Source organism: Streptomyces sp. NPDC027672 (genome assembly GCF_055566335.1).
In genome coordinates, this window is record NZ_JBVHSO010000008.1 from 352,257 (window position 1) to 376,807 (window position 24,551).

Annotated in this window: 22 protein-coding genes; 6 read left to right on the forward strand and 16 right to left on the reverse strand. The window is 73.7% G+C overall.

The features are described from left to right. Positions 1-24: 24 nt before the first annotated feature. Positions 25-294, reverse strand: coding sequence for a hypothetical protein (locus tag ACZ4SV_RS21575; protein ID WP_365882107.1), 270 nt, complete (start codon positions 292-294; stop codon positions 25-27). A 432-nt stretch (positions 295-726) separates the two neighbouring features. Next, positions 727-1,533: an SGNH/GDSL hydrolase family protein gene (locus ACZ4SV_RS21580; protein WP_468006027.1), complete on the reverse strand. Its 807-nt coding sequence runs from the start codon at positions 1,531-1,533 to the stop codon at positions 727-729. Between the two features lie 253 nt (positions 1,534-1,786). On the opposite strand from ACZ4SV_RS21580, the gene ACZ4SV_RS21585 reads away from it, so the two are divergent. Together ACZ4SV_RS21585 and ACZ4SV_RS21590 are read left to right on the forward strand one after the other, a co-directional pair. Then, positions 1,787-2,881: a DUF5925 domain-containing protein gene (locus ACZ4SV_RS21585; protein WP_365884057.1), complete on the forward strand. Its 1,095-nt coding sequence runs from the start codon at positions 1,787-1,789 to the stop codon at positions 2,879-2,881. A gap of 16 nt (positions 2,882-2,897) precedes the next feature. Continuing rightward, positions 2,898-3,668, forward strand: a complete 771-nt coding sequence (locus tag ACZ4SV_RS21590; protein ID WP_468006028.1) for a DUF72 domain-containing protein — start codon at positions 2,898-2,900, stop codon at positions 3,666-3,668. A 157-nt stretch (positions 3,669-3,825) separates the two neighbouring features. Here the strand turns inward: ACZ4SV_RS21590 and ACZ4SV_RS21595 are convergent, their stop codons facing one another. Beyond that, positions 3,826-4,194 carry a GntR family transcriptional regulator gene (locus tag ACZ4SV_RS21595; RefSeq protein WP_397946624.1) on the reverse strand — a complete coding sequence of 123 codons (369 nt, stop codon included), beginning with the start codon at positions 4,192-4,194 and terminating at the stop codon, positions 3,826-3,828. Positions 4,195-4,305: 111 nt separating this feature from the next. Between ACZ4SV_RS21595 and ACZ4SV_RS21600 the strand changes: the two genes are divergently transcribed. Further along, positions 4,306-4,809, forward strand: a complete 504-nt coding sequence (locus tag ACZ4SV_RS21600; RefSeq protein WP_468006059.1) for a ribonuclease FAU-1 family protein — start codon at positions 4,306-4,308, stop codon at positions 4,807-4,809. Positions 4,810-4,837: 28 nt separating this feature from the next. On the opposite strand, the gene ACZ4SV_RS21605 is transcribed toward ACZ4SV_RS21600, so the two are convergent. Beyond that, positions 4,838-5,458: a class I SAM-dependent methyltransferase gene (locus ACZ4SV_RS21605; protein WP_468006029.1), complete on the reverse strand. Its 621-nt coding sequence runs from the start codon at positions 5,456-5,458 to the stop codon at positions 4,838-4,840. A gap of 135 nt (positions 5,459-5,593) precedes the next feature. On the opposite strand from ACZ4SV_RS21605, the gene ACZ4SV_RS21610 reads away from it, so the two are divergent. Next, on the forward strand, positions 5,594-5,728 hold the full coding sequence (locus tag ACZ4SV_RS21610; protein WP_365877634.1) for a hypothetical protein: 135 nt from the start codon (positions 5,594-5,596) through the stop codon (positions 5,726-5,728). Between the two features lie 199 nt (positions 5,729-5,927). Here ACZ4SV_RS21610 and ACZ4SV_RS21615 read toward each other — a convergent pair whose 3' ends face one another. The 10 genes from ACZ4SV_RS21615 to ACZ4SV_RS21660 form a co-directional block, all read right to left on the reverse strand. Then, complete coding sequence (locus ACZ4SV_RS21615; RefSeq protein WP_397946626.1) at positions 5,928-6,794, reverse strand: esterase/lipase family protein; 867 nt, start codon at positions 6,792-6,794, stop codon at positions 5,928-5,930. A gap of 180 nt (positions 6,795-6,974) precedes the next feature. After that, a complete protein-coding gene (locus tag ACZ4SV_RS21620; protein ID WP_365877630.1) occupies positions 6,975-7,943 on the reverse strand; it encodes a DNA polymerase Y family protein in 969 nt (322 codons plus the stop codon). Then, positions 7,940-11,446: a DNA polymerase III subunit alpha gene (locus tag ACZ4SV_RS21625; protein ID WP_468006060.1), complete on the reverse strand. Its 3,507-nt coding sequence runs from the start codon at positions 11,444-11,446 to the stop codon at positions 7,940-7,942. The genes ACZ4SV_RS21620 and ACZ4SV_RS21625 overlap by 4 nt, the downstream gene beginning before the upstream one ends. Positions 11,447-11,645: 199 nt before the next feature. Beyond that, on the reverse strand, positions 11,646-12,548 hold the full coding sequence (locus tag ACZ4SV_RS21630) for a S1 family peptidase (protein ID WP_468006030.1): 903 nt from the start codon (positions 12,546-12,548) through the stop codon (positions 11,646-11,648). Positions 12,549-12,736: 188 nt separating this feature from the next. After that, on the reverse strand, positions 12,737-13,519 hold the full coding sequence (locus ACZ4SV_RS21635) for a DUF1684 domain-containing protein (protein ID WP_468006031.1): 783 nt from the start codon (positions 13,517-13,519) through the stop codon (positions 12,737-12,739). Next, positions 13,516-14,808 (reverse strand): NtaA/DmoA family FMN-dependent monooxygenase, encoded by a 1,293-nt coding sequence (locus ACZ4SV_RS21640; RefSeq protein ID WP_468006032.1) that lies wholly within the window; start codon positions 14,806-14,808, stop codon positions 13,516-13,518. Before ACZ4SV_RS21640 ends, ACZ4SV_RS21635 begins: the two co-directional genes overlap by 4 nt. Then, positions 14,805-15,887: an LLM class flavin-dependent oxidoreductase gene (locus ACZ4SV_RS21645; RefSeq protein WP_468006033.1), complete on the reverse strand. Its 1,083-nt coding sequence runs from the start codon at positions 15,885-15,887 to the stop codon at positions 14,805-14,807. Before ACZ4SV_RS21645 ends, ACZ4SV_RS21640 begins: the two co-directional genes overlap by 4 nt. 88 nt (positions 15,888-15,975) lie before the next feature. After that, complete coding sequence (locus ACZ4SV_RS21650; protein WP_365877622.1) at positions 15,976-16,737, reverse strand: amino acid ABC transporter ATP-binding protein; 762 nt, start codon at positions 16,735-16,737, stop codon at positions 15,976-15,978. Further along, the gene (locus ACZ4SV_RS21655) at positions 16,734-18,491 is read right to left on the reverse strand and encodes an FAD/NAD(P)-binding protein (protein ID WP_365877620.1); all 1,758 of its coding nucleotides are present in this window, start codon (positions 18,489-18,491) and stop codon (positions 16,734-16,736) included. The genes ACZ4SV_RS21650 and ACZ4SV_RS21655 overlap by 4 nt, the downstream gene beginning before the upstream one ends. Then, positions 18,488-19,345, reverse strand: coding sequence for an amino acid ABC transporter permease (locus tag ACZ4SV_RS21660; RefSeq protein ID WP_365877618.1), 858 nt, complete (start codon positions 19,343-19,345; stop codon positions 18,488-18,490). The genes ACZ4SV_RS21655 and ACZ4SV_RS21660 overlap by 4 nt, the downstream gene beginning before the upstream one ends. A 408-nt stretch (positions 19,346-19,753) precedes the next feature. Here ACZ4SV_RS21660 and ACZ4SV_RS21665 point away from each other — a divergent pair, with 408 nt between their 5' ends. Together ACZ4SV_RS21665 and ACZ4SV_RS21670 are read left to right on the forward strand one after the other, a co-directional pair. Next, entirely contained in the window at positions 19,754-20,701 is a 948-nt protein-coding gene (locus tag ACZ4SV_RS21665; RefSeq protein ID WP_365877615.1) for an ABC transporter substrate-binding protein, read from the forward strand. Positions 20,702-21,019: 318 nt separating this feature from the next. Beyond that, positions 21,020-21,457: a cell division protein SepF gene (locus tag ACZ4SV_RS21670; protein WP_103812297.1), complete on the forward strand. Its 438-nt coding sequence runs from the start codon at positions 21,020-21,022 to the stop codon at positions 21,455-21,457. A 37-nt stretch (positions 21,458-21,494) separates the two neighbouring features. Here ACZ4SV_RS21670 and ACZ4SV_RS21675 read toward each other — a convergent pair whose 3' ends face one another. Together ACZ4SV_RS21675 and ACZ4SV_RS21680 are read right to left on the reverse strand one after the other, a co-directional pair. After that, positions 21,495-22,685, reverse strand: coding sequence for an acyl-CoA dehydrogenase family protein (locus ACZ4SV_RS21675; protein WP_365883306.1), 1,191 nt, complete (start codon positions 22,683-22,685; stop codon positions 21,495-21,497). A 45-nt stretch (positions 22,686-22,730) separates the two neighbouring features. Beyond that, a complete protein-coding gene (locus ACZ4SV_RS21680) occupies positions 22,731-24,407 on the reverse strand; it encodes an MFS transporter (protein ID WP_365883305.1) in 1,677 nt (558 codons plus the stop codon). Positions 24,408-24,551 lie beyond the last annotated feature (144 nt).

Sequence of the window (24,551 nt, forward strand, 5' to 3'; positions counted from 1 at the left end):
CGGGTGGGGGGACCCGCGGCGCGGTCAGTGACCGCCGAACAGCGAGCGGCGCAGCCGGCGCAGCGGCGCGAAGAGGGAGACGCGGCTGACCCGCGCGCCCCGGTCGCTGCGCGCGTGTACCGGAGCACGTGCCGTCAGCTCACGCATGAGCGAGGTCGCCTCGACCGTCTCCCGCTGCGGTATGGCGGGTCCCGCCAGCACCGACAGATGGCGGTCGAGGCGCGAACTGGTCGCGCTGCTCCCGCAGGTGATCGCAGGGACCCTGGCCCTGCTGCGTACTGTTATCTGTTCCATGTCACTCCCCACCCGTACGAGTCACCCGGCCCGGGCAGGCTAACCCTATCGCCCCGGTGGAGCACACGGGTATCTCGGGCACAGGATTCACCTTCCCTGTAAGGGGGTTGACCATCCCTCGGTGACTACTCTCCGAATCCGACCGATTTCAGGGTGAGTTGGACAATCGGCAGGCCGGCGGGGCGAGCCGGTCCGGCGTCCGGCCCGGTGGTTACGGCGGGTGACGCCGGGGAGGGGCCGAGCCCGGCGGGCGGGCCGCCGGGTCCGGCGAGGCTGACGGCGGCCTCGCGCGCGGACACGGAAGCGATCACTCCGGTACCGCGCTCCCGGCCGTCCGTGTAGACGGCCGGGAGCGGACGGAACGTGGGCGATCTCACGTGCCCGGCCCGGTGGGGGGCCGGAGTTTTCACCCGGACGGGCGAGCCCGTACGGTCATGCCGCGTTGGTGAACACCGGCAGATAGCCACCGGAGTGGCCGGCCGCGGTCGGGTGGTACGACTCGCCGATGTCGAGCCAGTCGACGCTGTGCAGCCAGGAGTCGCCGGAGCAGATCTCGTGGCCGGTGAACGTGGTGCGGACGTCGCCGAAGGCGAAGCGGTGGGCGGTGGCACGGGTCTTGATGACGGTGTCCATGTAGTCGGCGGCCTCGTTGATCGCGGACCGCTTGGTCTCGGAGAGGCCGAGGCAGGTCTGGCCGAGCAGGTAGAAGCGGGGGTAGCCGATGACGACCACCCGGGCGGACGGGGCCTTGGCCGTGATCGCGTTGTAGACGGCGTCCAGCTTGGCGGGGAGCGTGTTGGCGACGTACGCCTTGGCGGTGTTGATCCGGGACAGGCAGGTGCTGTCGGACTGGAGCACACAGGTCGTCATGACGTCGGAGAAGCCCGCGTCGTTGCCGCCGACCGTGAGGGACACCAGTGAGGTGGAGGAGTTCAGGGAGCCGAGCTGGCCGGCGAGTACGTCGTCCGTCGTCGCGCCCGAGCAGGCGTTGAAGGCGAACGAGGAGGGGCTGTGGGCGGCGTTCCACAGGTACGGGAACGCCTTGGTGCTGCGGTCGCAGTTGCCGCTCGAACTGATGTAGCTGCCGGCGCCCACCCCGGAGGAGTAGGAGTCGCCGAGCGCCACATAGCCGCCGGCCGCCGCTGTCGGGGACGCCTGCGCCGAAGCGGCCCCGGTGAGACCGAGGCCGGCGGCGAGGAGGAGCGAGGTCACGAATCCGGTGAAACGGGAACGTCTCATGGAACCTCCTTTAGCAGGATCTCTGCCGTAACTTTCGTAGCAACTACGCGCGTTGACGGGAAGTGTCCATGCCAAAACTTTTGCCCTCTCAACAGATTCGCCCCATGTCGTTCACCGCTCAGTTATTGCGTGGACATGTCAGATTGACCGATCATCCGTCAACTTCCGTCCACAGCAGGCCGAACCGCTCCCGACGGAACGTCAGGAGGGAAATACCGTGCGCGGAGCCCGTCCGTGCCGGATCATGGGCGGCATGGCCGCGAACCCACAGGACGCTCTGCCGATCCGGCTCCACGTCGACGACTCCGACTCGCCGTCCGACGTCGTCGACGCGCTGTTCCTCGGCCGCTTCGCGACGGGCGAGCAGCCGTTCTCCCACGCGCTGAACATCGACCGCGTGCGCTCCGGAGCGACCCTGCTGCCCGACGGCGCCCGGGTGCTGCGGGTGGCCCGCGACGACGACCGCAGCGCCACCCTCGCCGAGGGGGAGGGCTGGACCCTGCTGGTCTCCCGCTGGAACCGGGGCGCGGACGTGACGGTCACCGCGACCAGCGCCGAACTGGCCAAGGGCATCCTCGACCAGGCCACGGACGGCGCCACCGACGAGCCGGAACCACAGCCCGAGAACGTGACGATGGGCTTCTGGTACGTCTCGCCCCGGCGCGGCCCGCACCGCACCACCCGGCAGATCTCCGCCGGCACCTGGGACGAGGTCCGGGGCAACTACACGGCACCGGTGGCGGACGCCATGGACCGTCTGATGCGGACCACTCCCGACGACATCGCCGGCCGGCTGCTGCTGCTCCACGGCCCGCCGGGCACCGGCAAGACCTCCGCGCTGCGCACGCTGGCCCGCTCCTGGCGGGACTGGTGCCAGGTCGACTGCGTCCTGGACCCCGAGCGGCTCTTCTCCGACGTCGGCTATCTGATGGACATCGCGATCGGCGAGGACGACGGCGCGGGCAAGGGCCGCTGGCGGCTGCTGCTGCTGGAGGACTGCGACGAGCTGATCCGCGGCGAGGCCCGGCACACGGCGGGCCAGGCCCTGTCCCGGCTGCTGAACCTCACCGACGGCCTGCTCGGCCAGGGGCGCAACGTGCTGGTCGGGGTCACCACCAACGAGGACCTGGAGCGGCTGCACCCGGCCGTGGTCCGGCCCGGCCGCTGCCTGGCCCGTATCGAGGTCGGCCCGCTGACCCGCCGGGAGGCGGTGGACTGGCTCGGCACCGAGCAGGGCGTCGGCCGGGACGGCGCGACCCTGGCCGAGCTGTACGCGCTGCGCCGGGGCACCTCGCCGACCTCGGTGCCGGGAGCGCGGGAGGGAGCGGACGCGGGGCTGTACCTCTGAGTGCTTTCATGAGGGTATGACCCTGTATGTCGGCACGTCGGGGTGGCAGTACAAGGACTGGCGGGACCTCGTCTACCCGGCCGGGGTGCCGGCGCGGCTGTGGCTGGAGGAGTACACGCGGCTCTTCGCCACCGTGGAGATCAACAACGCGTTCTACCGGCTGCCGTCCTACGACACCTTCGCCGCCTGGCGCGGCCGGGTGCCGCCGGACTTCGTGGTCGCGGTCAAGGCCAGCCGGTTCCTCACCCACGTCAAGCGGCTGAAGGAGCCCGGGGAGCCGGTGCACCGGCTGCTGACGCACGCGGCGGGCCTCGGCGACCGGCTCGGCCCCGTCCTCCTCCAGCTCCCGCCCACCCTGCGCGCGGACCCGGCCCTGCTGGACGCCTGCCTGGCCTGTTTCCCGCCCGGCACGAGGGTCGCGGTGGAGCCCCGGCACGACTCCTGGTGGACGGCCGAGGTGCGCGAGGTGCTGTCGTCCCGGGGCGCGGCCCTGTGCTGGGCGGACGTCCTGGCCCGCCCGGTCACTCCGCTGTGGCGCACCGCCGGCTGGGGCTACGTCCGCTTCCACCAGGGCCGGGCCCGTCCCTGGCCGCGCTACGGCCGGCGCAGCCTGGAGACCTGGGCGGACCGGATCGCGACCACCTGGCCGGACGGGGAGGACGTGTACGCGTACTTCAACAACGATCCGGGCGGAGCGGCGGTGGCGGACGCGGTGGCGTTCGCCCGGACGGCGAGGCGAGCGGGCCTGCCGACCAGCCGCGCACCGGAACCGGCGAGACGCACGTGACCTCCCGCCACGGGCGGGCGAGGCACACGCGACCTCCCGCCACGGGCGGGCAAGAGGCGAGCGGCGGCCCGGTCGGCTTGTCCTCTCCGACCGGTACGGCGCGATGTGCCGGGGCCGGCCCGGGGCTGCCGGGCCCCGGCCTGGGGCGGTGGGTCCCCTACTCCCCGTAGGCCGCCCGCAGGGCGTCGCGTACGGCGGCCAGGGCCTCCGGCTCGCCCAGCCCCAGCCGCCTGGCCCGCTCGGCGTACGCCTGGGCGGCGAGGGACGCCTCGCGCTCCGCGGCCGAGCCGGCGGCGGCCACGAAGGTGCCGTTGCGGCCCCGCGTCTCGATCACCCCGTCGCCCTCCAGCGCCCGGTACGCCTTGGCCACGGTGTTCACCGCGAGCCCCAGGGACTCGGCCAGCCCGCGCACGGTCGGCAGCCGGTACCCCACCGGGAGCGCCCCGGACCGCGCCTGCTCGGAGATCTGCGCCCGCACCTGCTCGTACGGGGGCGCGCTGTCATCGATGCGGATCTTCAGGCTCACAGGGGCGATTGTCCCGCATCCGCCGGAAAATCAGAGGCGGTCCGGTCTCCCGGCCCGTACGGTGCCTGCTCATGACCGTGCTCGTACGGAATCCGAACCCGGAGGTGCGCCCTGTCCGCGAACTCTGCTGAGCCGGCGGGCCGGCTGGAGGTCGTCCTGCGCAAGGCGGGCCGGACGAAGATCCGTTACCCGGCGGAGCTGCTCCAGGACGACGGCACCCGGATCGCCGTGCGCGCGCCGTGGGCGGGTGCCGGGGTCCGCGACTTCGGGTTCGTGCGGTTCGAGCCGGGCGATGTGTTCACCGAGTACTACTGGCGGGACCGGTGGTACGCGGTGAAGGAGGTCCGCACCGCGGACGGCTCCGTCAAGGGCTGGTACTGCGACGTCACACGCCCCGCGGTGCGCTCGGGCGCGGAGCTGGTCGTGGAGGACCTCGACCTGGACCTGTGGCGGTCGGCCGACGGGCGGGACGTGCGGCGCCTGGACGAGGACGAGTTCGCCGCCGGCGGGCTCGCGGCGGCGGACCCCGGGGCCGCGGCCGCCGCGGTGGCCGCGCTCGACACGCTGGAGGCGCTGGCGGTCCGCGACGGCGGCTTCACCGCGCTGCTGGCCTGACCGGGCCGGGCGGCACCGGGTCGCCGGGTCACACCATGGCCACCACCGCGTACCGCTCGTCGTCGACCTCCTTGCCCCACAGCGCCGAGTCCCCGGAGAGCCGCTCCACGCGCGCCTCCCGGACCAGCGGCTCCAGCAGGGCGGTGAGCCGATCGGCGGGTATGCCGACCGGGGCGAGGGTTCCCCAGACGCCCTCCACGAGCACGAACCGGCCGCCGGGCCGCAGCAGCTCCCGCCAGTGCCGCAGCGCGCCGGCCGGGTCCGGCAGGGCCCACAGCACATGCCGGACCAGGACCGTGTCGAAGCGCCGCCCGCCCACCGGCGGGGCCCCGGCGTCCCCGCGCAGGACCTGCGCCGGGTGCCCGGCCAGCTTGGCCCGGGCGCGCTCGGTCATCGCCGGGGAGCGGTCGACGGCCGTCACGCGGTGGCCCTGTTCGGCGGCGAGGAGTGCCAGGCTGCCGGTGCCGCAGCCGAGGTCGAGGACGTGGGCGGGAGGCGCGGGGAGCCAGGCGCGCAGGCGGCCGGCCCAGGCCGCGCGGACCTCGGGATCGCGCAGCCCGTGGTCCGGTTCGTCGTCGAACCCGGCGGCCCGCGCATCCCAGTCCGTTTCCTGGGCAGCCGCAACGCTGGACGTGTTCTCGCTCGTCATGCCCAGAGGGTGACACACGCCACTGACAGTGCGGTCGTGACAGCCGCCACTGACATACCGGCACCCGAGGAACTCTCGCCACAAACGTCCGCCTCCGCGCACAGCGGAGCCCGGCGGGCACTGGAGGAGGCAGCCATGCGCCGTGTGACCCTGCGGAAGCTCCCGAAGAGGACCGACAGCCGGCGGATCCGCGAGGAGGCGCGAGAGCGCCCGGCGGACCGCCCGGAGGTGCGCAAGGACATCGCACGCGTCTGGTGGCCCGACGGCTGACGCCGTCGGCCGACGCCTCCGTCTGAGCGGGGGCTGAGCGCAGCCTTAAGCGGACCATAAGGATCGCCGCGGCCGGCGACTTCCCGCCGTCCCCGGGCTAGCTTCGGATCACCCACGGGATCGCGCCCGGTGCGCCGTCACCGGTGGTGAGGTGCCGGGGCCTGTCCGGCGGCTCAGGCCGGACAGGCCCCGACGGGCCTCAGAGGGCCGAGGCGCAGGTGGTGGGGGTGGCGTGGGCCGGGTCGAGGGCGTTGGCCACCTCGTGGAAGGCGATCCGGTCGGTCAGGCCGATCGCGAGGTGCTCGGACAGGTCCAGCGGGCACAGGTCCTGGAGCAGGACGTTGTGGACGCCGGGGCCGCTCAGGTACTGGGTGCGCCAGGGGGTGACCACCTCGTCGTACCGGGTGGCGATGACGGTGTAGCGCACTCCGGGGACGGTGTCGCCGCCCGCGTTGAGCCGGGTGACGAAGTCGGAGCCGGTGATCTGGTCGGTGAGGCCGGGAGTGGCGGCTTCGAGCAGGTCCGCGGCGCCGGGGAAGTACGGCAGCAGGCGGGTGAGGCCGTCCAGGTCGGTGCCGTGGTTGTCGGGGGCGAGGCCGACGAGGGCGTTCACCTTGGCGGCGCCGCCGAGGAACTTCAGGTAGTGGCGGGGCATCATGCCGCCCTGGGAGTGGCCGACCAGGTCGGCCTTGGCGGCTCCGGTCGCGGCGAGCACCCGGTCGACGAAGGCGGACAGCTGCCCGGCGGACTCGGCGATGGGTCCGAGGCCGTGGAAGACGGGGACGCCGGGGAGCCGGCCGTAGTCGAGCGAGTAGACGCAGTAGCCGCGGTCCGTGAGGTACGGGGCGAGACCGAGCCAGTTGTCGACCGAGTTGCCGAAGGTGCCGTGCACGAGGACGACGGGGCGGGGGTGCGCGGCGGACGGCTTGCAGGTGTAGTCGTTCCAGCCCCGGCTGGGGGCGGCGGCGGTGCCGGAGGCGCTTGCGGCGGCGGCCGGCACGAGGGCGGCGGCGACGCCGAGGAGCAGCGCGGCGAGCGGTCTGAGCGCTCTCTTCCAGGGCAGCATCGTGTGATCTCCTTGCGGCTCAAGGGGGGTGCACGGGCCTGACCCTGTGATCCGGATCACGGGATGCTGTTCATCCGTCAAGTTACGGGCGAGTAGCGCACGCGTGAAGTTACGCGTCGGTAAAAACTTCCGGTGCTCACCGGACCCGGCGCCCGCCGGGCCCGGGAGCGGCCCCGCCGGTCAGGCCGCCAGCGTGCCCGGACGGATCGCGTGGGGGCCGAACTTCGCCCGGGCCCGGTCCGCGACCTCCTCGATGCGGCGGGCCTTCTCGTCCACGGGGTCGAAGGTGAGCTGGTGGGCGGCCCGGTCGGCGGAGGTCAGGTCTTCGGCGCGCAGGGCGAGCGCGCGGACCCGGGCGCGCTGGAGCCCGAGCGCCTCGTACATGCCGTAGGCCGCCTTCGTCAGGGCCGCCGAGTGCGCGGTCGGCTCGGTCAGGGCGCGGCTGCGGGTGGTCGCGGAGCGGTCGGCGTAGCGCACGGTCAGGGTCAGGGTGCGGCAGACCTTCTCCACCGCGCGCAGCCGGGCGCCGATCTCCTCGGTGGCCGACAGCAGTGCCTTGCGGTGCCGGTCCGGGTCCAGTTCGTCGATGCCGAAGGCCCGTTCCGTCATCAGCGACCGCGCGACGCCGTTCGGGACGACCCGGCCGCGGTCGACGCCGCCCGCCTTCTCCCGCAGCTCCCGGCCCGCCCGCGCGCCGATCAGCCGCTGGAGCGTGGACAGCGGCGCGGCGGCGACCCGGCCCAGGGTGTCCAGGCCGTACTCGCCCAGGACGCGGGCGGTCGCCGGGCCGACGCCGGGCAGCGCGGTGACGGGCTTGTCCGCGAGGAACCCGGCGACGGCGTCCGCGGGCACCGCGCGGGTCGTCCCGGGCCGGGCGTCGCGCAGCGCCACGCGGGCCAGCATCGGGCCCGGACCGGCGCCGATCACGCAGTCGACGCCGTACCGCGCGAGGGCCCGCACCCGGATCACCGAGGCCAGTTCCACCGCGTCGCGCCCGAAGTACCGCTCGGCGCCGCGCAGATCGGCCAGCGCCCCGTCCGGCGGCAGCGCCTCCACGACCGGGGTGAACTCCTCCAGCAGCCCGAGCAGTCCGGGCAGGGCCGCCTCGGACGCCGGCGGCAGCTGGAAACGTACGCAGAGGATGGTCATCCCGCACTCCCCGGACTCTGGTGCCACAACTTCCGTATCGCCGCGGGTGCTTGCGCGGCGTCCTGACCCGCGGGCCGCAGATCGGCCCAGGGGTGCATCTCGTAGCCCGTGGGCATGCGGATCGTCCGGCCCGTCCCCGCGCCCGGGGCGGCGGAGCCGGCCGGCGCCGGCCGTCCGTCGGAACCGGCGAGCCGGGCCCGGAGCGGACCGTCCCCGCCGCCGTCCTCCGCCGTGGTCCCGGACGGTCCGGCCAGCCGGGCCGCGACCCCGTCGAGGCCCTCCGCGTGCCGCACCTCCACCAGGTCGGCGAGGTTCCAGGCGGCGGAGCCCACCACGCTGAAGCTGCGCGGTCCGCGCCGCTGCACCACTCCGCGCACCAGCAGCAGCCAGGAGTGGAAGACGGTGTGGGCGCAGGCGTCGTGGGAGTCGTCGAAGAACGCGAGGTCGACCAGGCCGGTGCCGTCGTCCAGGGTGGAGAAGATGACCCGCTTGCCGGACCGGACCGGCGGCGTCTGGGTGGCCGCCTTGGCGCCCGCGACCAGCACGGTCTCCCCGTGCCGGACCTCGCGCAGCCGGCGCGCGGAGACCACGCCCAGCTCCGCCAGGAACTCCTGGTGGTCGTCCATGAGATGGCGCGAGGTGTCCATGGACAGCACGCCCAGCTCGGCGCTGAGCCGTTCCGCCGGGGTCAGGTCCGGCAGCCCGGCCGGCGCGGTCCGCCGGCCCCCGGCCAGCGGGAGCTGGCCACCGCCGCCGCCCCGGGCGCCCCGGTGCAGCTCGGTCAGGTGCAGTTGCAGATCGCGCCGGTTGGCGCCGAAGGCGTCCAGCGCGCCCACCTGGGCGAGCCGTCCGGCCAGCGGTCTGCTGGGCCGGGCCCGTTCCCAGAAGTCCAGCAGGGAGGCGTACGGCTGTCCGTCCTCGATCCGCCGCGCCTCGGCCTCGCTGATGCCGTGGACGTCGCAGAGGGCGAGCCGCAGTCCCCACACCTCCGGTGATTCGGACACCAGTTCGATCCGATGGGCGGCCCCGGAGACGTTCACGTCCAGCGGCAGGACCGGCACCCCGCGCCGCCGGGCGTCGGCCAGCAGCAGCCGCTTCGGGTACATCCCGGGGTCGTGGGTGAGCAGTCCGGCGTAGAAGGCGGCCGGGTGGTGGGCCTTCAGCCACGCCGACTGGTAGGTGGGCACGGCGAAGGCGACGGCGTGCGCCTTGCAGAAGCCGTACGACCCGAACGCCTCCACGATCTCCCAGGTGCGCCGGATCGTCTCCGCGTCGTACCCGCGCAGCGCCGCCCGCTGCGCGAACCACACCCTGATCCGCCCCTGCGACTCCGGGTCGGACAGTCCGCGCCGCACCCGGTCGGCCTCGCCCCGTCCGCAGCCGGTCAGGGTGGCGACGATGTCGATGACCTGCTCGTGGAAGACGACGACCCCGTACGTCCCCGCCAGCGCCTCCTCCAGGTCCGGGTGCGGATAGCGCGCCGGCGCCCGGCCGTGCCGGGCCTCGATGAAGGGCCGCACCATGTCGGCGGCGACGGGCCCGGGCCGGAACAGCGAGATGTCGACGACCAGGTCGTGGAAGGTGCTCGGCTGAAGCCGTCCCACCAGGTCCCGCTGGCCGGGCGACTCGATCTGGAAGCAGCCCAGCGTCTCGGCCGAGCGGATCAGCCGGTACGTCTCCGGGTCCCCGGGCGGCACCGCGTCCAGGTCGATCCGCCGCCCGGCCGCCCGCTCCACCTCGGCGACCGCGTGCGCCATCGCCGACTGCATCCGCACGCCCAGCACATCCAGTTTGAGCAGCCCCAGGTCCTCCACGTCCTCCTTGTCGAACTGCGCCATGGGCAGCCCCTCGCCGCTGGTCGGCACCACCGGCGTACGGGCGAGCAGGGAGGCGTCGGACAGGAGCACCCCGCACGGGTGCATGGCGATCCCGCGCGGCAGCGCGTCGAGCGCCTCCACCAGCTCCCACAGCCTGCCGTACTCCTCCTTCCGCGCCGCCAGCCGCCTCAGCTCGGGCAGCTCCTCCAGGGCGGCCCGGGCGTCCCGGGCCCGGATGTGCGGGAAGGACTTGGCGACCCGGTCGATCTCGGCCGGGTCCATGGACAGCGCGGCGCCCACGTCCCGGATGGCGTGCCGGACCCGGTAGGTCTCCGGCATGGCGACGGTCGCGACCCGCTCGCCCCCGAACCTGCCGATGACCGCCCGGTAGACCTCCAGCCGCCGCGCGGACTCCACGTCGATGTCGATGTCGGGCAGCACCACCCGCTCCCTGGACAGGAAGCGCTCCATCAGCAGTCCGTGCTCGACCGGATCGGCGTGCGCGATCCCCAGCAGGTGGTTGACGAGCGACCCGGCGCCGGAGCCGCGGGCGGCCACCCGGATGCCCATCTCCCGGACGTCGTCCACGACCTGGGCGACCGTCAGGAAGTACGAGGCGAAGCCGTGGTGGGCGATGATGTCCAGCTCGTCGTGCATCCGCTCCCAGTACGCGCGCCGGCCGCCGTAGCCGAGCCGCAGCATGCCCGCCGCCGCCCGGGAGGCGAGCGCCCGCTGCGCGGTGCGCCGGCCGGCGCCGACGAGGTGCGGCTCGGGAAAGTGCACGCTGCCCAGGCCCAGGTCGTCCCGGGGGTCGACCCGGCACTCGGCGGCGGCGGCCCGGGTCTGCTCCAGCAGCCGGCCGGCGGCCTCCCGCCGGAACCCGGCGGCCTCCACGACCCGCTCGGCGGCGTCCAGCATGGCCCGCCCGTCCTTCAGCCACGCCTCGCCCGAGTCCAGCCCGCCCCGCGGGTCGACCGGCATCAGACGGCGCGCGGCGTCCAGCACGTCGGCGACCGGTCCCTGCCCGGGATCGGCGTACCGGACGGCGTTGCTGAGCACCGGCCGCACCCCGTGCTCGGCGGCGAACCCGACGGTACGGGCCGCCAGCCGCAGGGAACCGGTCCCCGTGCCCGTCCGCCCGTGCCAGACGGCCTCCAGCCGCAGCGCGTCGCCGTAGACCTCGCGCCACGGGGCCAGCAGCTCCGCCGCCCGGTCGGGCCGCCCGGCGGCGAGTGCCCGTCCGACGTCCGACTCCGGTCCGAGCAGCACCAGCAGTCCGTCGTCCCGGTGGGCGGTCCACGGCAGCAGCGGGGTCCCTCCCCCGGCGTGCGCCGCCGTGACCAGCCGGCACAGGCCGGCCCAGCCCCGGGCGCCGTCCCGGGCGAGGAAGGTCACCCGGGGCGCCGACTCGTCCACGAAGGCGCCGCCGCGCACCGGGGTGCGCCGCCGCTCCCGCGGCGCGGTCCGCCGCGCCGCCACCGCCAGGTCCACTCCGAACAGCGGCCGGACGCCCGCCCCGGCGCACGCCTTGGCGAAGCGCACGGTGCCGGCGAGGGTGTCGCGGTCGGTCAGGGCGAGGGCGTCCATGCCCCGTTCCGCGGCGCGCTCGGCCAGCCGCTCCGGGTGGGACGCCCCGTACCTCAGGGAGAACCCGGAGACGGTGTGCAGATGCGCGAAGCCCGGCACAGCCACCTCCCGCACACATGGAGTCCCGAACGACTCTCGAACACTAGTTCCCTACTTCTCTCCCCACCCTACCTCCATTCCGAACATGTGTACGACTTATCGGAGCACCCCCTCCGACCTGCGCAAACATCTGCGCGACCGCATGACGAAGCCCCCGCGTGCCCTGGGGCGCGCGGGGGCCGGACCGGTGCGGGGCCGGTCAGAAGACGTGCACTCCATAGGCGCTCAGCGCCTCGGTGACCGGCTGGAAGAACGTCGTACCGCCGGAGGTGCAGTCGCCGCTGCCGCCCGAGGTCAGGCCGTAGGCCGTGGTGCCGCCGTACAGCGGGCCGCCGGAGTCGCCGGGCTCGGCGCAGACGGTGGTCTGGATCAGACCGGAGACGACGTCGCCGCCGCCGTAGTTGACCGTCGCGTTGAGCGCGGTGACCCGGCCGCTGTGCGTGCCGGTCGTGGAGCCGCGCCGGTAGACGGTCGTGCCCACGGAGGGCGTGGCCGCGCTGGTGATGTCCTGGCTGCCCACGGAACCCGACTTGGCGACCGAGCTGTTGGTGTAGCGCACGATGCCGTAGTCGTTGCCGGGGAAGCTGGAGCCGGCCGTGGTGCCGAGCGTGGTGGAGTGGGAGGAGTCCGACCACCAGGTGCCCGCGCCGTCGGTGCAGTGCCCGGCGGTCAGGAAGTAGTAGGCGCCGCTGGAGTCCTGGACGTTGAAGCCCAGCGAGCAGCGCCAGCTGCTCGCGTAGATGGCGTCGCCGCCGGAGATCAGCTTGTTGAACTTGCCCGGCGTGCGCTTGACGACCAGGGCGTCCGCGGCCGCGCCGGCCTGCTTCTTGATCTTGGCGATCCCGGCCTGGGTCACCGTGCTGTCGGCGGTGACCACGACGCGGTGGGTCCGGGCGTCCACCGCCCAGGCCGTGCCGGGGACGTCGGCCTTGAGGACGGAGTCGCTCACCTGGGTGAGCTGGGCGGCGCTGAACGTGTGGGCGTCACCGGCGTTGGCGGTGGGGGCGGCGAACGCGGCGGCGGCGAGGAAGCCGGCGGCCACGGCGGTCAGCCGGGTGCGTCTTGTGGTGCCGGCGCGGGGAGTGGTGCGCTTGATCCTCACGTTTCGTTCCCTCCAAGGGAAGTCGGGGGCCCGCGTGGGGTCGGGGCCCGTGAGGCGCAGCCAGGGACCCGGCCGGATTCGGCATATGCATGCCCCTGACAAGCGCTGGTGGGGAGTATTCGGCCGAACGGCCGGTCGGCACAAGAGTGCCTTTCGGCCGTCGGACCACGCTCCCCACCACCGGACCCCTAGCCCACGCGGCGCTCACCCGCCTCGACGGCCGCGTCCAGCGTGTTGCCGGGGGCCGGGAAGGGGCAGATGAAGTGGTCGGCGAGGGCGCACGGCGGGAGCTGGGCCCGGTTGAAGTCGACGCTCGTGCGCCCCTCGGCGTCCGGTGCCTGCGGATACAGGAAGCGGAACCGGAAGCTGGTGCTCCCACTGGTGGCGTCGGCGAACACCGCCCACAGCCGCCCGTCCGGCAGTTGCGCGACCTTCAGCGTCCGCTCCCGGCCGGCCAGCGGGAACGTCAGCTCGCCGGCGAGGGCGAAGCCGCGTTCACGGCCGTCGGCGTTGCCGACCCGGATCGTGCGCGTGCTCTCGTACGGCGTGAACCGGCCCGGCACCACCCAGCGGGGGTCGTAGGGAGTGGCCTCGATGCCCGGGAAGGTCCGCCGGGCGGCGGACTCGGGGTCGTACACCCGCACGCCCCACACGCCCTCGCGCACCAGGACGACCAGCCGCCGCGCACCCAGCGCGACCTGCGACTCGGCCTCCGGGCCCTGGTCGGCGGCCAGCCGGACCTCGCCCGCGAAGGGCCGTCCGGACACGGTCAGGCCGTCGGCCGCGGCGGCGGTGAGGACCACGGCGTCGCCGTCCGCCACCCAGTTCCCGGGAATGTCCGGAAGTCGACCCTCCGGATAGTCCTCGATCCAGTGTGTCGCGGTCAGCGCGAGCGGTCCGTAGGGCGCCGAGACGCTCTCCACCCGCTGCTCGTGCCACTGCTTCCAGGCGTCGGACGCATCGGTCGTCATCTCAGGTTCCTTTCATCGGTGATCCCTCCCGGCACCCCGAGATGGGAGCGGAGCGTGTCGCCCCGGTATTCCGTGCGGAACGCGGCGCGTTCCTGGAGCAGCGGCACCACCCGGTCCACGAACTCCTCCAGCCCGCCGGCCGGGAGCTGCGGCACCAGGACGAACCCGTCGGCGGCCCCCTGCCCGGCGTAGTGGTGCAGGTCGGCGGCGACCGTGTCGGGCGTGCCGACGAAGGACTGCCGGCCGCTCGCCTCGATCACCGTCTCCCGGACGGACAGCCCCTTCTCCTCGGCCAGCGCCCGCCAGCGGGCGGCGAGCGCGCGCAGGCGGGGGTCCCGGGTCTCCGGCTCGCTGTCGGGCAGCGGGCCGTCCGGGTCGTATCCGGACAGGTCCGTTCCCCAGACCCGCTCCAGCGCGTACAGCGCGTACCGCGGGGTGACCAGGTGCCGTCTGATCCCGGCGGCCCGCTCCTGCGCCTCGGCCGCGGTGTCCCCGAGGACGACGGTGATCCGGGGCATGATCCGCAGGTCGCGCGGGGCACGGCCGTACGCCGCGAGCCGCCGTTTGACGTCGGCGTACCGGGCCCGGGCCGGGCCCGGCGGGGCGTGCCGGACCAGGAGCACGTCGGCCGAGGCCGCGGCCAGCTCCCGGGCCCGCTCGGTCTCCCCGGACTGGATCACCACCGGCTGCCCCTGCGGCGAGCGGGGCAGCCCGAACTCGCCCGCGATGTCGAAGTACCGGCCGCGGTGGACGAACGGCCGGGGCTCCCCGCCGGGGCCCCACGAATCCCACAGCCGCCGGGCCGCCAGGACGAGTTCGGCGGCCCGGCCACAGGGGTCGAAGGGCCCTTCGAAGCGGTGGTCCGGGCCCCGGCGGACATCCGCCGGCGCCGTCACCCGCCAGCCCGCCCGGCCCGCGCTGAGGTGGTCCAGGGTCGCCAGCCTGCGGGCGAGTTCGTACGGCTCCCCGAAGACGGCGTTCACGGTGGCGGCCAGTCCGAGCCGGGTGGTGATCCCGGCGAGCGCGTTCAGCACGGCGACCGGCTCGGGCCCGCCCACCGGGTCCAGCTCGTGCAGCCGGCCGCGGTGCTCGGGCAGCGGCGGTTCCTCGTCGAGCAGGAGGAAGTCGAACAGACCGCGCTCGGCGGTGCCGGCGAGCCGTTCGTAGGTGGCGAACGCGAGCCGTGAGCCGGCGCGGGTGCCGGCCCACACCGACCGGCCGGCCGCGTCGCCGTCCCGGCCGGCCCCCGGCGCCAGGGCCGCCAGATGCACCTGGTGGCGTACGGTCACGAGGCTCCCCCGGTCAGGGCGTACCGGCCCGCGGGCCGGGCCAGGCCCAGGTGCTCGCGCAGGGTGCCGCCCGGGTAGAAGGTGCGGAACAGACCGCGGTGCTGGAGCAGTGCCACCGTGCCGTTGACCAGCCGCTCCAGATCGCGGCGCGGTGCGACCGGGACGAAGTGGAAGCCGTCCGTGACGCCCTCGGCGTGCCAGCCGGCCACCAGCTCCGCGAGGTCGACCGGGCCGCCCCGGTACAGCGGGCCCTGCGCGGTGATCCGCGGACCGCCGCCGCCGTGCCCCGGCTCGGCCGCGTGCTCGCCGTCGCCGAGGTCCACCAGCAGGCTCACCAGGACCCGCGGCACGTCCGGGCCGCGTCCGCAGGCGGCCGCGGCCTCCCGCAGCGCGGCACGGGCCTCGGCGGCCCGGGCGGGTGTGGCGGCCCGGACCAGGGCCACGTCCGCGTACCGGGCGGCGACCGCGCGGGCGGGGCCGTCCGTGGCGTCGACCACGCGGACCGGGTGGCCCTGCGGCGGCCGGGGCACGGTCGACGGGCCCCGGACCGAGAAGGCGGTGCCGGTGAAGTCGACGCGGTGCACCCGGTCGCCGTCGAGGAAGCGGCCGGCGGCCACGTCCCGGATCTCCGCGCCGTCCTCCCAGCTGTCCCATAACCGCGCGGCCACGTCGGCGACCTCGCCGGCCTCCTGCCACAGGGCGTCGGCGGGTGCCGCGTGCCGGCGGCCGAACAGCCGGGCCTCCCCCTCGGTGGCGGACACGTCGATCCGCCAGCCGGCCCGGCCCCGGCTGATCCAGTCCAGGGTGGCCACGGCGGCCTGCACCTGGACGGGCTCGGTGTGGGTGGTGGTGACCGTCGGCACCAGTCCGATCCGCCGGGTCGTGGGCGCCACCCGGCACAGCACGCCGAGCGCGTCGGGTCCGGGCCGGGCGAAGGAGTCGTCCAGCGTCACGAAGTCCAGCCCGCCGCGTTCGGCGAGCCGGGCCAGCTCGGCGCAGGCCCCGCCGTCGAGCACACCGGGCCGGCCGGCGGCGTCCGGCTGGTCGAGGGCGGCGGCCAGATGCAGCAGCCCGTTCATCCCCGGCACCCCCGTGCCCGCCGCGCGGGCGTACGTCCCTGCCGCCCCGGCCGTGCGGTGCCGTACCCCGGCCCCATGTCCCCCACCTTCACAGCACCTTCGCCAGGAACGCCCGGGTGCGCTCCTCCCGCGGAGCGCCCAGCACCGCGGCCGGCGGCCCCTGTTCCACGATCCGGCCGTCGGCCATGAACACCACCGTGTCGGCGACCTCCCGGGCGAAGGCGATCTCGTGCGTGACGACGATCATCGTCGTGCCCTGGGCCGCCAGGTCCCGGATCACGTCCAGCACCTCGCCGACCAGTTCGGGGTCGAGCGCCGAGGTCGGCTCGTCGAACAGCAGCAGCTTCGGTTCCAGCGCGAGCGCCCGCGCGATGGCCACCCGCTGCTGCTGCCCGCCGGAAAGCTGGCGCGGGTAGGCGTCGGCCTTGTCCCCGAGCCCGACCCGCTCCAGCAGCCGGCGCGCGTTCTCCACGGCCGTCTTGCGGGGCCGCTTCAGCGCGGACACCGGCGCCTCGACGACGTTCTCCAGGACGGTGAGGTGGGGGAAGAGGTTGAAGTTCTGGAAGACGAACCCGATCCGGGTGCGCTGCCGCAGGACCTCGCGTTCGGGCAGCTCGTACAGCTTGTCCCCGGACCGCCGGTAGCCCATCAGCGCGCCGTCCACGCTGATCTCGCCCCGGTCCACCTTCTCCAGGTGGTTGATGGTGCGCAGCAGGGTGGACTTGCCGGAGCCGGACGGGCCCAGCACGACGGTGACCTCACCGGCGCGCACCTGGAGGTCGATGCCCCTGAGCACGTCGAGCGAGCCGAAGCTCTTGTGCACCGACCGGATGTCGACCATGACGCTCATCGCGCGAGTTCCTTTGTTCGTGGGGCGCGGAGGAAGGACAGCACCGCCCGGGCGGTCGCGTCGTTCTGCCGGAACGCGGGACCACCGGTGCGCGGGCGGGTGAACACGCCGGGGGTGCGGGTGTCGGTGTACGGGCCGAGCGCGAACCGCCTCGGGTGCGGGCGCCCGGCGGTGTCCAGGACGCGGCCGTCGACGGGGTCGACCCGGAGCAGTCCGTCGGGGGTCTCGGCGGCGTCGGCGCGCAGGCCGCGCAGCAGGCCGTCGCGGACCCGTCCGACGGCGGGGTCGGGCAGCCGGGCCTCCACCAGCGCGCGGGCCTCGACGGAGAAGCCGGGCACGGTGGCGCCGGCGGCCCGGAACACGCCGTCCTCGGCGGTGACGGTCATCCCGGCCCCGACGAACCGGAGCAGCCCGGCCCGGGACAGCGCGAGCATCTGCCGCAGCCGGGGCGCGGGCGGCCCGGACGCCAGGTAGCTGAAGAACCCGTGCCACCAGGGACCGATGTCCCCGAGCCGCACCAGCTGCCCGTAGACGGAGAGCAGTCCGAGGAAGACGGCCAGGTCGGGGCTGTGCGCCGGGTCGTGCCGGCGGCGCAGGTCGGCGTCGATGTAGTCGCGCAGCCCGTCCTGGAAGGCGTCGTGGGAGGCGTAGCGCACGCCGTCCAGCGGGTGGTCGAGCGCGGCGAGGTCGAGCCGGTCGGCCGGGTCGGGCACGGCGGCGGCGACCAGGGCCCGGGTCTCGGCGGGGCCGTCGGCCGCCGCGTACTTCTCCTCGAAGTCGGCCCAGGCCATCGCGGTGCGCCCGGGGTGGGCGGTGAAGAGCCGGTGGTAGTGGGCGAAGCCCAGCTCCTTCTCGACCAGCGGCCACACATCGCGCCGGAAGTCGAACCCACCGGGCCGGGCCAGCAGTTCCTCCGCCTCGGCGGGCCCGAAGAAGCGGGGCAGCGGCGGCCGGTCGCCGGTCCAGTCGTAGCCGATCTTGGAGTGGTACGGCACCCCGCGCCGGGAGCCGACGTACAGCACCGGCTCCCGCCCCGAGGGCAGATACGTTTCGCCCTCGTACCGTCCGCCGCGTCCCTCGGTGAGCAGCACCATCAGATCGACGAAGGCCAGCCCGAAGCCGCGGACGAGGACGGGTTCGCCGGGCTTGAGCGCGGAGAGGTCGCTGTCGGCGGTGAAGTCGGGCGGCAGGTGGGTCAGGCCGTGTTCCCGGGCGTAGGCGGCCAGTGCGGCCTGTTCGCCGTCGGGTTCGGCGTCCAGGTGGCCCAGGGCGAGGATCACCAGGTCGGCGAGGAGCGGGTGCGGGCGGCCCTCCAGCCACACCCGCTGCCGGCCCTCGCGCGGCCCGTCGACCCGCAGGGCGCGGTGCGGATGGTGGTGGACGGTGACGTCCGGGGGCAGGGCGTCCCGGGCCCGTTCGTACACCCAGCGCAGATAGCGGCCCTGGAGCCGGCGGTCGGGGAAGGTGCGGCCCGCCAGCCCGGCCCACTCGTGCAGGGTGGGGCCCTCGCGGACCGGGCCGTCCATGACCACCGTGTCGTCGGTGAACATGGTGACGTCCTCGGCCTGCGAGTTCATCCACAGCAGCGGGGACTGCGCCTGCCGCCATATGCGTCCGCCGCCCGGCGGGTGCGGGTCGACCAGATGGATGTCCAGGCCCGCCCCCTCGTACAGCTCGGGCGCGTTGGCGGCCAGGCGTTCGAGGATGCCGGTCCCCCGCGGCCCGGCTCCGACGATCACCAGCTGCCGCCTCATCGGGCGTTCACCGTGCCGCGCGCGTAGCGCTTCTCGACGTAGTACTGGCCGATGCCGAGCAGCGAGGTGACCACGGTGTACCAGAGGGTGGCGACCATCAGCAGCGGGATCACCTGATAGGTGCGGTGGTAGACCAACTGGGCGGAGAACAGCAGGTCGTTGACGGCGATGATGCTGACGATCGAGGTGCCCTTGAGGGTGCCGATCAGCATGTTGGCGGCGGGCGGCACGATGGAGCGCATCGCCTGCGGCAGCACGATCCGCCACCAGCGCCGCAGCCGGCCGAGGCCGAGCGCCTGGGCGGCCTCGATCTGCCCGCGGTCGACGGAGAGGATGCCGCCGCGGACGACCTCGGCGGCGTAGGCGGCCTCGTGCAGGGTGAGGCCGACGACCGCGACGGCGACCGGGCTGAGCAGGTTGACGGTCTTCACGCCGAGCACCTGCGGGTACAGCGCCCCGATGTTGAACCACAGCAGCAGCTGCACCAGGATCGGGATGGACCGGAACAGCCACACGTAACCCCAGCTGACCGCGCGCAGCACGGGGTTGGCGGACAGCCGGAACCCGGCGAGCAGGGTGCCGAGGGCGAAGCCGAGGACCATCACGACGGCGGTCAGCCACAGCGTGAGCCACAGTCCGCGCAGGATCGAGTCGGAGGTGAAGTAGTCGGCGACGACGTCCCACTGGAACGCCTTGTTGCGCAGGACGGAGTTGACGGCGAACCCCAGCAGCACGAGGACGGCGGCGGCCGCCGTCCACTGGCCGTAGCGGCGCTGCGGGACGATCCGCGGGGCGTCCGCGGGCTCGGGTGTGTCCGAGGCGGTGGGAAGTTTGGCGAGGGTGTCGGATGACATGGGAAGGCTCCGTGACGCGTGGGATCGTCGGAACGGGTGATGCCTTCACACGAGCGCGCCGCGCGGCGCGGATACGGCCGAGCCCCTCAGCAGGACCGTGCGTCGAGAGTACGTGGGCGTTTCGGTGCACTGTCAAGGCTGTCCATACTGTGAGCCGTACATCTCAAGTCAGTTGACGCGGAACCGGATGCCTGTTCCACTTGGCCCATGCATCCACAGCAGTGGCTGGTCACCCGCTCCCACATCGACTTCGGTCGCGTGTGGTCCTCTTCCTGTTGAGCTGACCCCCTGCGCGCGTCCGCCCCTCGCGGCGGACCTTCTCGCGTTCTCTCCGCGTTGCCGCCTTCACACGCGCTCCCCTCCCCTCGCGCTTCCGCACACCCTTCTGCTTCAGGAGACCGCTACCCGATGCGTACGTCCCTTTACCGGCACGCCATGCCCTTCGCCCTGATCACCTCGGCCGCCCTGCTGCTCACCGCCTGCGGCTCCGGATCCGGCGGCCCGGGCGGCGCGGACGCCTCCGGAGTGGCGGCCAAGAACGCCGAGGTGCCCACCACGGACGTCGTCTCCGGCGTGCGCAAGGACCCGGCCGCGGCGAAGCTGCTGCCCGCCGGCACCACGAAGCTCACCGTCGCGGTCAGCGTCGGGGGCACCCCGCCCGGCACCGCCTACCTCTCCGACGGCAAGACCCTGACCGGCCAGGACGTCGACTTCACCGAGGCGGTCGCCCGGGTGCTCGGCATCAAGCTGAAGGTGGAGCAGGCCGGCTTCGAGGCGATCCTGCCCGCCCTGGACAGCGGCAAGTACGACTTCGGCGCGAGCAACTTCGGCGTCACCGACGAGCGCCGCAAGACGATCGACTTCGTCACCTACGTCAACGACGGGCAGGGCTTCGCCACCCGCAAGGACAGCAAGCTGTCGAAGATCACCGACCTCAGGCAGCTCTGCGGTCTGAACATCGCGACCGGCGCCGGCACCACGTTCGAGGCCACGCTGGAGCAGAACAAGCACGTGTGCGCCGACGCGGGCAAGAAGGCGTACCAGATCCAGACGTACGCCGAGCCGAGCGCGATCTGGTCCTCGGTCCAGCAGGGCCGCAGCGACGTGGTGATGTCCACGATCAACGGCCTGCGCTACGCCGTCGCGCACCAGGAGGGACTGAAGTTCCTCAACGAGTACCACCGCCTGGACGTCGGCTTCGCCTTCAAGAAGGGCTCGGCGCTGACGCCGGCCTTCCAGGCGGCCGTCAACAAGCTGCTGTCCGACGGCTCCTACGAGAAAATCCTCAAGAAGTGGGGCACGACGGGTTCGGCGATCAAGGAATCCCGCATCAGCCCGCCGGAGCTGACGAACTGACAGCGACACCGTCCGGCACGGCAGCGCGGCGTGCGGGTTCCCGGCCGGGGACCCGCACGCCGCGTTTGTGTGACGAGTCCGGCGTTCACCCGGACGCACCGCCCGTCACCCGTCCGCCGCGAACAATCATATTTCACTCTCAGTCAGCAGCCGTATGAGTCTCGGCCCTTGGGGCACAAGGACTCTCGACGGATCCGCTGTGCACCAGTACCGTCACAAACCCCCCGCGCGGCGTCTATCCACTTGGCACGCCGTCCGCATCATGGATGACCATAGGGGTGCGGAAAGCAAGAGAGAACGCTGTGAGAGGAGGCGTCCATGGGATCGGTACGCAAGGCGAGTGCATGGCTCGGCCTCGTCGACGACAACGATGACGAGCGCTATTACGACGACGACTACTCCGAGGGCACCGAGTCCGGGGACGCCTGGGTCACCGACCCGCGGGTGAAGGTGGCCACGGACACGGCCGAGGACAAGGGCCGCAGGATCGGCACGGTGACCCCGGACAGCTTCCGGGACGCCCGCGCCATCGGCGAACTGTTCCGGGACGGTGTCCCGGTCATCATGAACCTCACCAACATGGAGCCCGGCGACGCCAAGCGGGTCGTGGACTTCGCGGCCGGGCTGATCTTCGGGCTGCGCGGCTCCATCGACCGGGTGTCCAACCGGGTGTTCCTGCTCACCCCCGCCGACACGGAGATCATCAGCGGTGAGGCGTCCGCGCACCGCTCCGACGGCTTCTTCAACCAGAGCTGAGGCAGGGCCGTTCACCGGCCCTGCCTGTCGACGGGGCTCACCGGAAGGCGTCGAGCCCGGTGAGCGCCTTGCCCAGCACGAGCTGGTGCATCTCGACGGTGCCCTCGTAGGTGAGCACCGACTCCAGGTTGGTCGCGTGCCGCATCACCGGGTACTCCAGGGAGATCCCGTTGGCACCGAGGATCGTCCGCGCCGTACGGCAGATCTCGATGGCCTCGCGGACGTTGTTGAGCTTGCCGAAGCTGACCTGCTCGGGACGCAGGCGGCCGGCGTCCATCCGCCGCCCCAGATGGTGGGCGAGCAGAATCCCCTTGTGCAGTTCCACCGCCATGTCGGCCAGCTTGGCCTGGGTGAGCTGGAAGCCGCCGATGGGCCGCCCGAACTGCTCTCGTGACCTGGCGTAGTCGAGGGCGGTCTCGAAGCTGCTGCGCGCGGCGCCCATCGCGCCCCAAACGATGCCGTACCGGGCGTGCGAGAGACAGCTCAGCGGGCCGCGCAGCCCGACGGCCTCCGGCAGCACGGCCGTACCGGGCAGCCGGACCTCGTCCAGGACCAGTTCGCTGGTCACGGAGGCGCGCAGAGACCACTTGTGCTTGATCTCCGGTGCCGAGAAGCCGGGGCTGCCGGCGGGCACGAGGAAGCCGCGGATGCCCTCCTCGGTCTGCGCCCAGACGACGGCGACCCCGGCGACCGAGCCGTTGGTGATCCACATCTTGCGGCCGCTGAGGACCCAGTCGTCGCCGTCGCGCTTGGCGTGGGTGCGCATCGCGGCGGGGTCGGAGCCGTGGTCGGGCTCGGTCAGCCCGAAGCAGCCGATCACCTCGCCGGCGGCCATGCGCGGCAGCCACTGCTGCTTCTGCTCCTCGCTGCCGAACCGGTGGATGGCGTACATCGCGAGGGAGCCCTGCACGGAGACCAGCGACCGGATGCCCGAGTCGGCCGCCTCCAGTTCCAGACAGGCCAGGCCGTACTGCACGGCGCTCGCGCCCGCGCAGCCGTAGCCGGTGAGCGACATGCCGAGCGCGCCGAGCGAACCCAGTTCCCGGGCGAGGTCGCGGATGCCGGGCAGCTCGCCCCGCTCGTACCAGTCGGCGACGTACGGCAGCACGCGGTCGGCGGCCCAGGCGCGGACGGTGTCCCGGACGGCCAGGTCCTCCGGCTCCAGCAGGTCGTCGATGCCGAGCGGGTCGGCGGCGTCGAACGGGGGCAGCTTCGCGGACGCGGACATGAGACACCCTCCGGGAGGAAGACTCGACAAAACTAGCAGCGCTAGTTACGGCTCTCCGGCCGACGTTACGGTGCGGTGTCCCGCACGTCCAGAGGAGGCCGGCCGGGGACCCGCGGCGCCGGGGCCGCCGCCTTCCGCCTCCCGGGGCGCCGGCAGTCCCACCCCGTCACCGGCCGGCTCCGCACCACACTGCATCAGCCGCGGCAGCCGCAGCGCCAGCACCGCACCCAGCAGCAGCAGGACCGCGCTGACCAGCAGCGTCACATGCAGCCCGTGCACGAACGACTCCCGCGCCGCCCGGCGCAGCGCGGCCCCGGCGGGCCCGCCGAGCCGGCCGGCGACCTCGTAGGCCTCGCCGAGCGAGTGGCCCGCCGCGGCCGACGCGCGCCGCGGCACACCCGGCACCGCGCGCAGCCCCGGCGCGTAGGCCGCGTTCATCACACTGCCCAGCAGCGCGATGCCCAGGCCGGCGCCGAGCTGGTACGACGTCTCGCCGATCGCCGCCGCCCCGCCGGACCGATCGGCCGGGACCTCGCTCAGCATCGACTCGTAGGCGCCGAAGAGCGTGGTCTCCAGGCCGAGACCCAGCAGCACGAAGCCGGTCAGCAGCAGCGGCGGGTCGTCGGTGCCGCCCATCGCCGTCAGGGTCAGCACCGCGACGGCGGTCAGGCAGAAGCCGGCGCACACCGTCCGGCGCGGCCCGAAGCGGCGCAGGACGCGCGCGCCCGCCAGGCCCGCCGCCATGGCCGCGACGGTCAGCGGCAGCAGTCTGAGGCCCGTCTCCAGCGGGGACAGGCCGAGCACCAGTTGCAGGTACTGGGCGGCGATCAGCTCCAGGCCGACCAGCGCAAGCATGGCCAGCACGATGCAGCCCACCGCGGTGCCGAACGCGGGCCGGCGGAACATCCGCAGGTCCACCAGCGGGTACGGGTGGCGGCGCTGCCGCCGTACGAAGAGCAGGAGGAGGGCGCAGCCGGCCGCCGGCGGCACCACGGTGAACAGGCCGGCCGCCTCTCCCCCGCCGAGCCGCTTCACCCCGAGGACGGCCCCGAAGAGCCCGGCCGCCGCCAGCAGCGCGCCGGTCACGTCCCACGGGCCGTCGCCCGCGCCCCGGGACTCCGGCAGCAGCAGCCGGCCCGCCGGAATGCTGATCAGCATGAGCGGGATGTTGACCAGGAAGACCGAGCCCCACCAGAAGTGCTCCAGCAGGAAGCCGCCGAGCAGCGGTCCGACCGCCGCGCCGACCGCCGCCACCGCGCTCCACACGCCGATGGCCACGGCCCGCTCGCGCCGGTCCGGGAAGACCTCGCGGAGGATCGACAGCGTCGCGGGCATGATCATCGCGCCGCCGGCGCCGAGCAGCGCGCGGGCCAGGATCAGCAGCTCCGCGCTCCCCGCCCACGCGGCCAGGGCGGAGGCGACGCCGAACAGGCCGTAGCCGAGCAGCAGCACCCGTCTGCGGCCGATCCGGTCGCCGAGGGTGCCGAAGAGGATCAGCAGCGAGGCGCAGACCAGCGGATAGACGTCGACGATCCAGAGCAGTTCCACGGCGCCGGGCCTGAGGTCCTCGGTGACGGCGGGGACCGCCACGTGCAGCACGGTCGCGTCCAGGGCGACGAGCAGCAGGCTGGCGCAGAGGACGACGAGGACGACCCACCGGTGGGCACCGGCTCCGGCCGCCCGACCGCGCTGCCGGACGGCAGCCGTGGTCGTCCCGGACATGTACGTACCTCCCAGATGATCCCTCGCGTGGGGCGGACCGACGGGACGGGGACTCCCTGTCGTGCGGCCGGAGCGGAGCGGCGTCTCCGGCCCGCGCGAACCCACGCGGGTGGCTCGTCAGCGTACGCGAGTCCGCCCCGGGGC

Excerpts from the sequence above, each read along its gene's own strand:
- ACZ4SV_RS21585 (WP_365884057.1), top strand. The coding sequence starts at position 1,787 with ATGGCCGCGAACCCACAGGACGCTCTGCCGATCCGGCTCCACGTCGAC.
- ACZ4SV_RS21660 (WP_365877618.1), bottom strand. The coding sequence starts at position 19,345 with ATGTCATCCGACACCCTCGCCAAACTTCCCACCGCCTCGGACACACCC.
- ACZ4SV_RS21590 (WP_468006028.1), top strand. The coding sequence starts at position 2,898 with ATGACCCTGTATGTCGGCACGTCGGGGTGGCAGTACAAGGACTGGCGG.
- ACZ4SV_RS21580 (WP_468006027.1), bottom strand. The coding sequence starts at position 1,533 with ATGAGACGTTCCCGTTTCACCGGATTCGTGACCTCGCTCCTCCTCGCC.
- ACZ4SV_RS21620 (WP_365877630.1), bottom strand. The coding sequence starts at position 7,943 with ATGACCATCCTCTGCGTACGTTTCCAGCTGCCGCCGGCGTCCGAGGCG.
- ACZ4SV_RS21680 (WP_365883305.1), bottom strand. The coding sequence starts at position 24,407 with ATGTCCGGGACGACCACGGCTGCCGTCCGGCAGCGCGGTCGGGCGGCC.
- ACZ4SV_RS21665 (WP_365877615.1), top strand. The coding sequence starts at position 19,754 with ATGCGTACGTCCCTTTACCGGCACGCCATGCCCTTCGCCCTGATCACC.
- ACZ4SV_RS21615 (WP_397946626.1), bottom strand. The coding sequence starts at position 6,794 with ATGCTGCCCTGGAAGAGAGCGCTCAGACCGCTCGCCGCGCTGCTCCTC.
- ACZ4SV_RS21655 (WP_365877620.1), bottom strand. The coding sequence starts at position 18,491 with ATGAGGCGGCAGCTGGTGATCGTCGGAGCCGGGCCGCGGGGGACCGGC.
- ACZ4SV_RS21635 (WP_468006031.1), bottom strand. The coding sequence starts at position 13,519 with ATGACGACCGATGCGTCCGACGCCTGGAAGCAGTGGCACGAGCAGCGG.
- ACZ4SV_RS21610 (WP_365877634.1), top strand. The coding sequence starts at position 5,594 with ATGCGCCGTGTGACCCTGCGGAAGCTCCCGAAGAGGACCGACAGCCGG.
- ACZ4SV_RS21670 (WP_103812297.1), top strand. The coding sequence starts at position 21,020 with ATGGGATCGGTACGCAAGGCGAGTGCATGGCTCGGCCTCGTCGACGAC.
- ACZ4SV_RS21675 (WP_365883306.1), bottom strand. The coding sequence starts at position 22,685 with ATGTCCGCGTCCGCGAAGCTGCCCCCGTTCGACGCCGCCGACCCGCTC.
- ACZ4SV_RS21575 (WP_365882107.1), bottom strand. The coding sequence starts at position 294 with ATGGAACAGATAACAGTACGCAGCAGGGCCAGGGTCCCTGCGATCACC.
- ACZ4SV_RS21650 (WP_365877622.1), bottom strand. The coding sequence starts at position 16,737 with ATGAGCGTCATGGTCGACATCCGGTCGGTGCACAAGAGCTTCGGCTCG.
- ACZ4SV_RS21645 (WP_468006033.1), bottom strand. The coding sequence starts at position 15,887 with ATGAACGGGCTGCTGCATCTGGCCGCCGCCCTCGACCAGCCGGACGCC.
- ACZ4SV_RS21605 (WP_468006029.1), bottom strand. The coding sequence starts at position 5,458 with ATGACGAGCGAGAACACGTCCAGCGTTGCGGCTGCCCAGGAAACGGAC.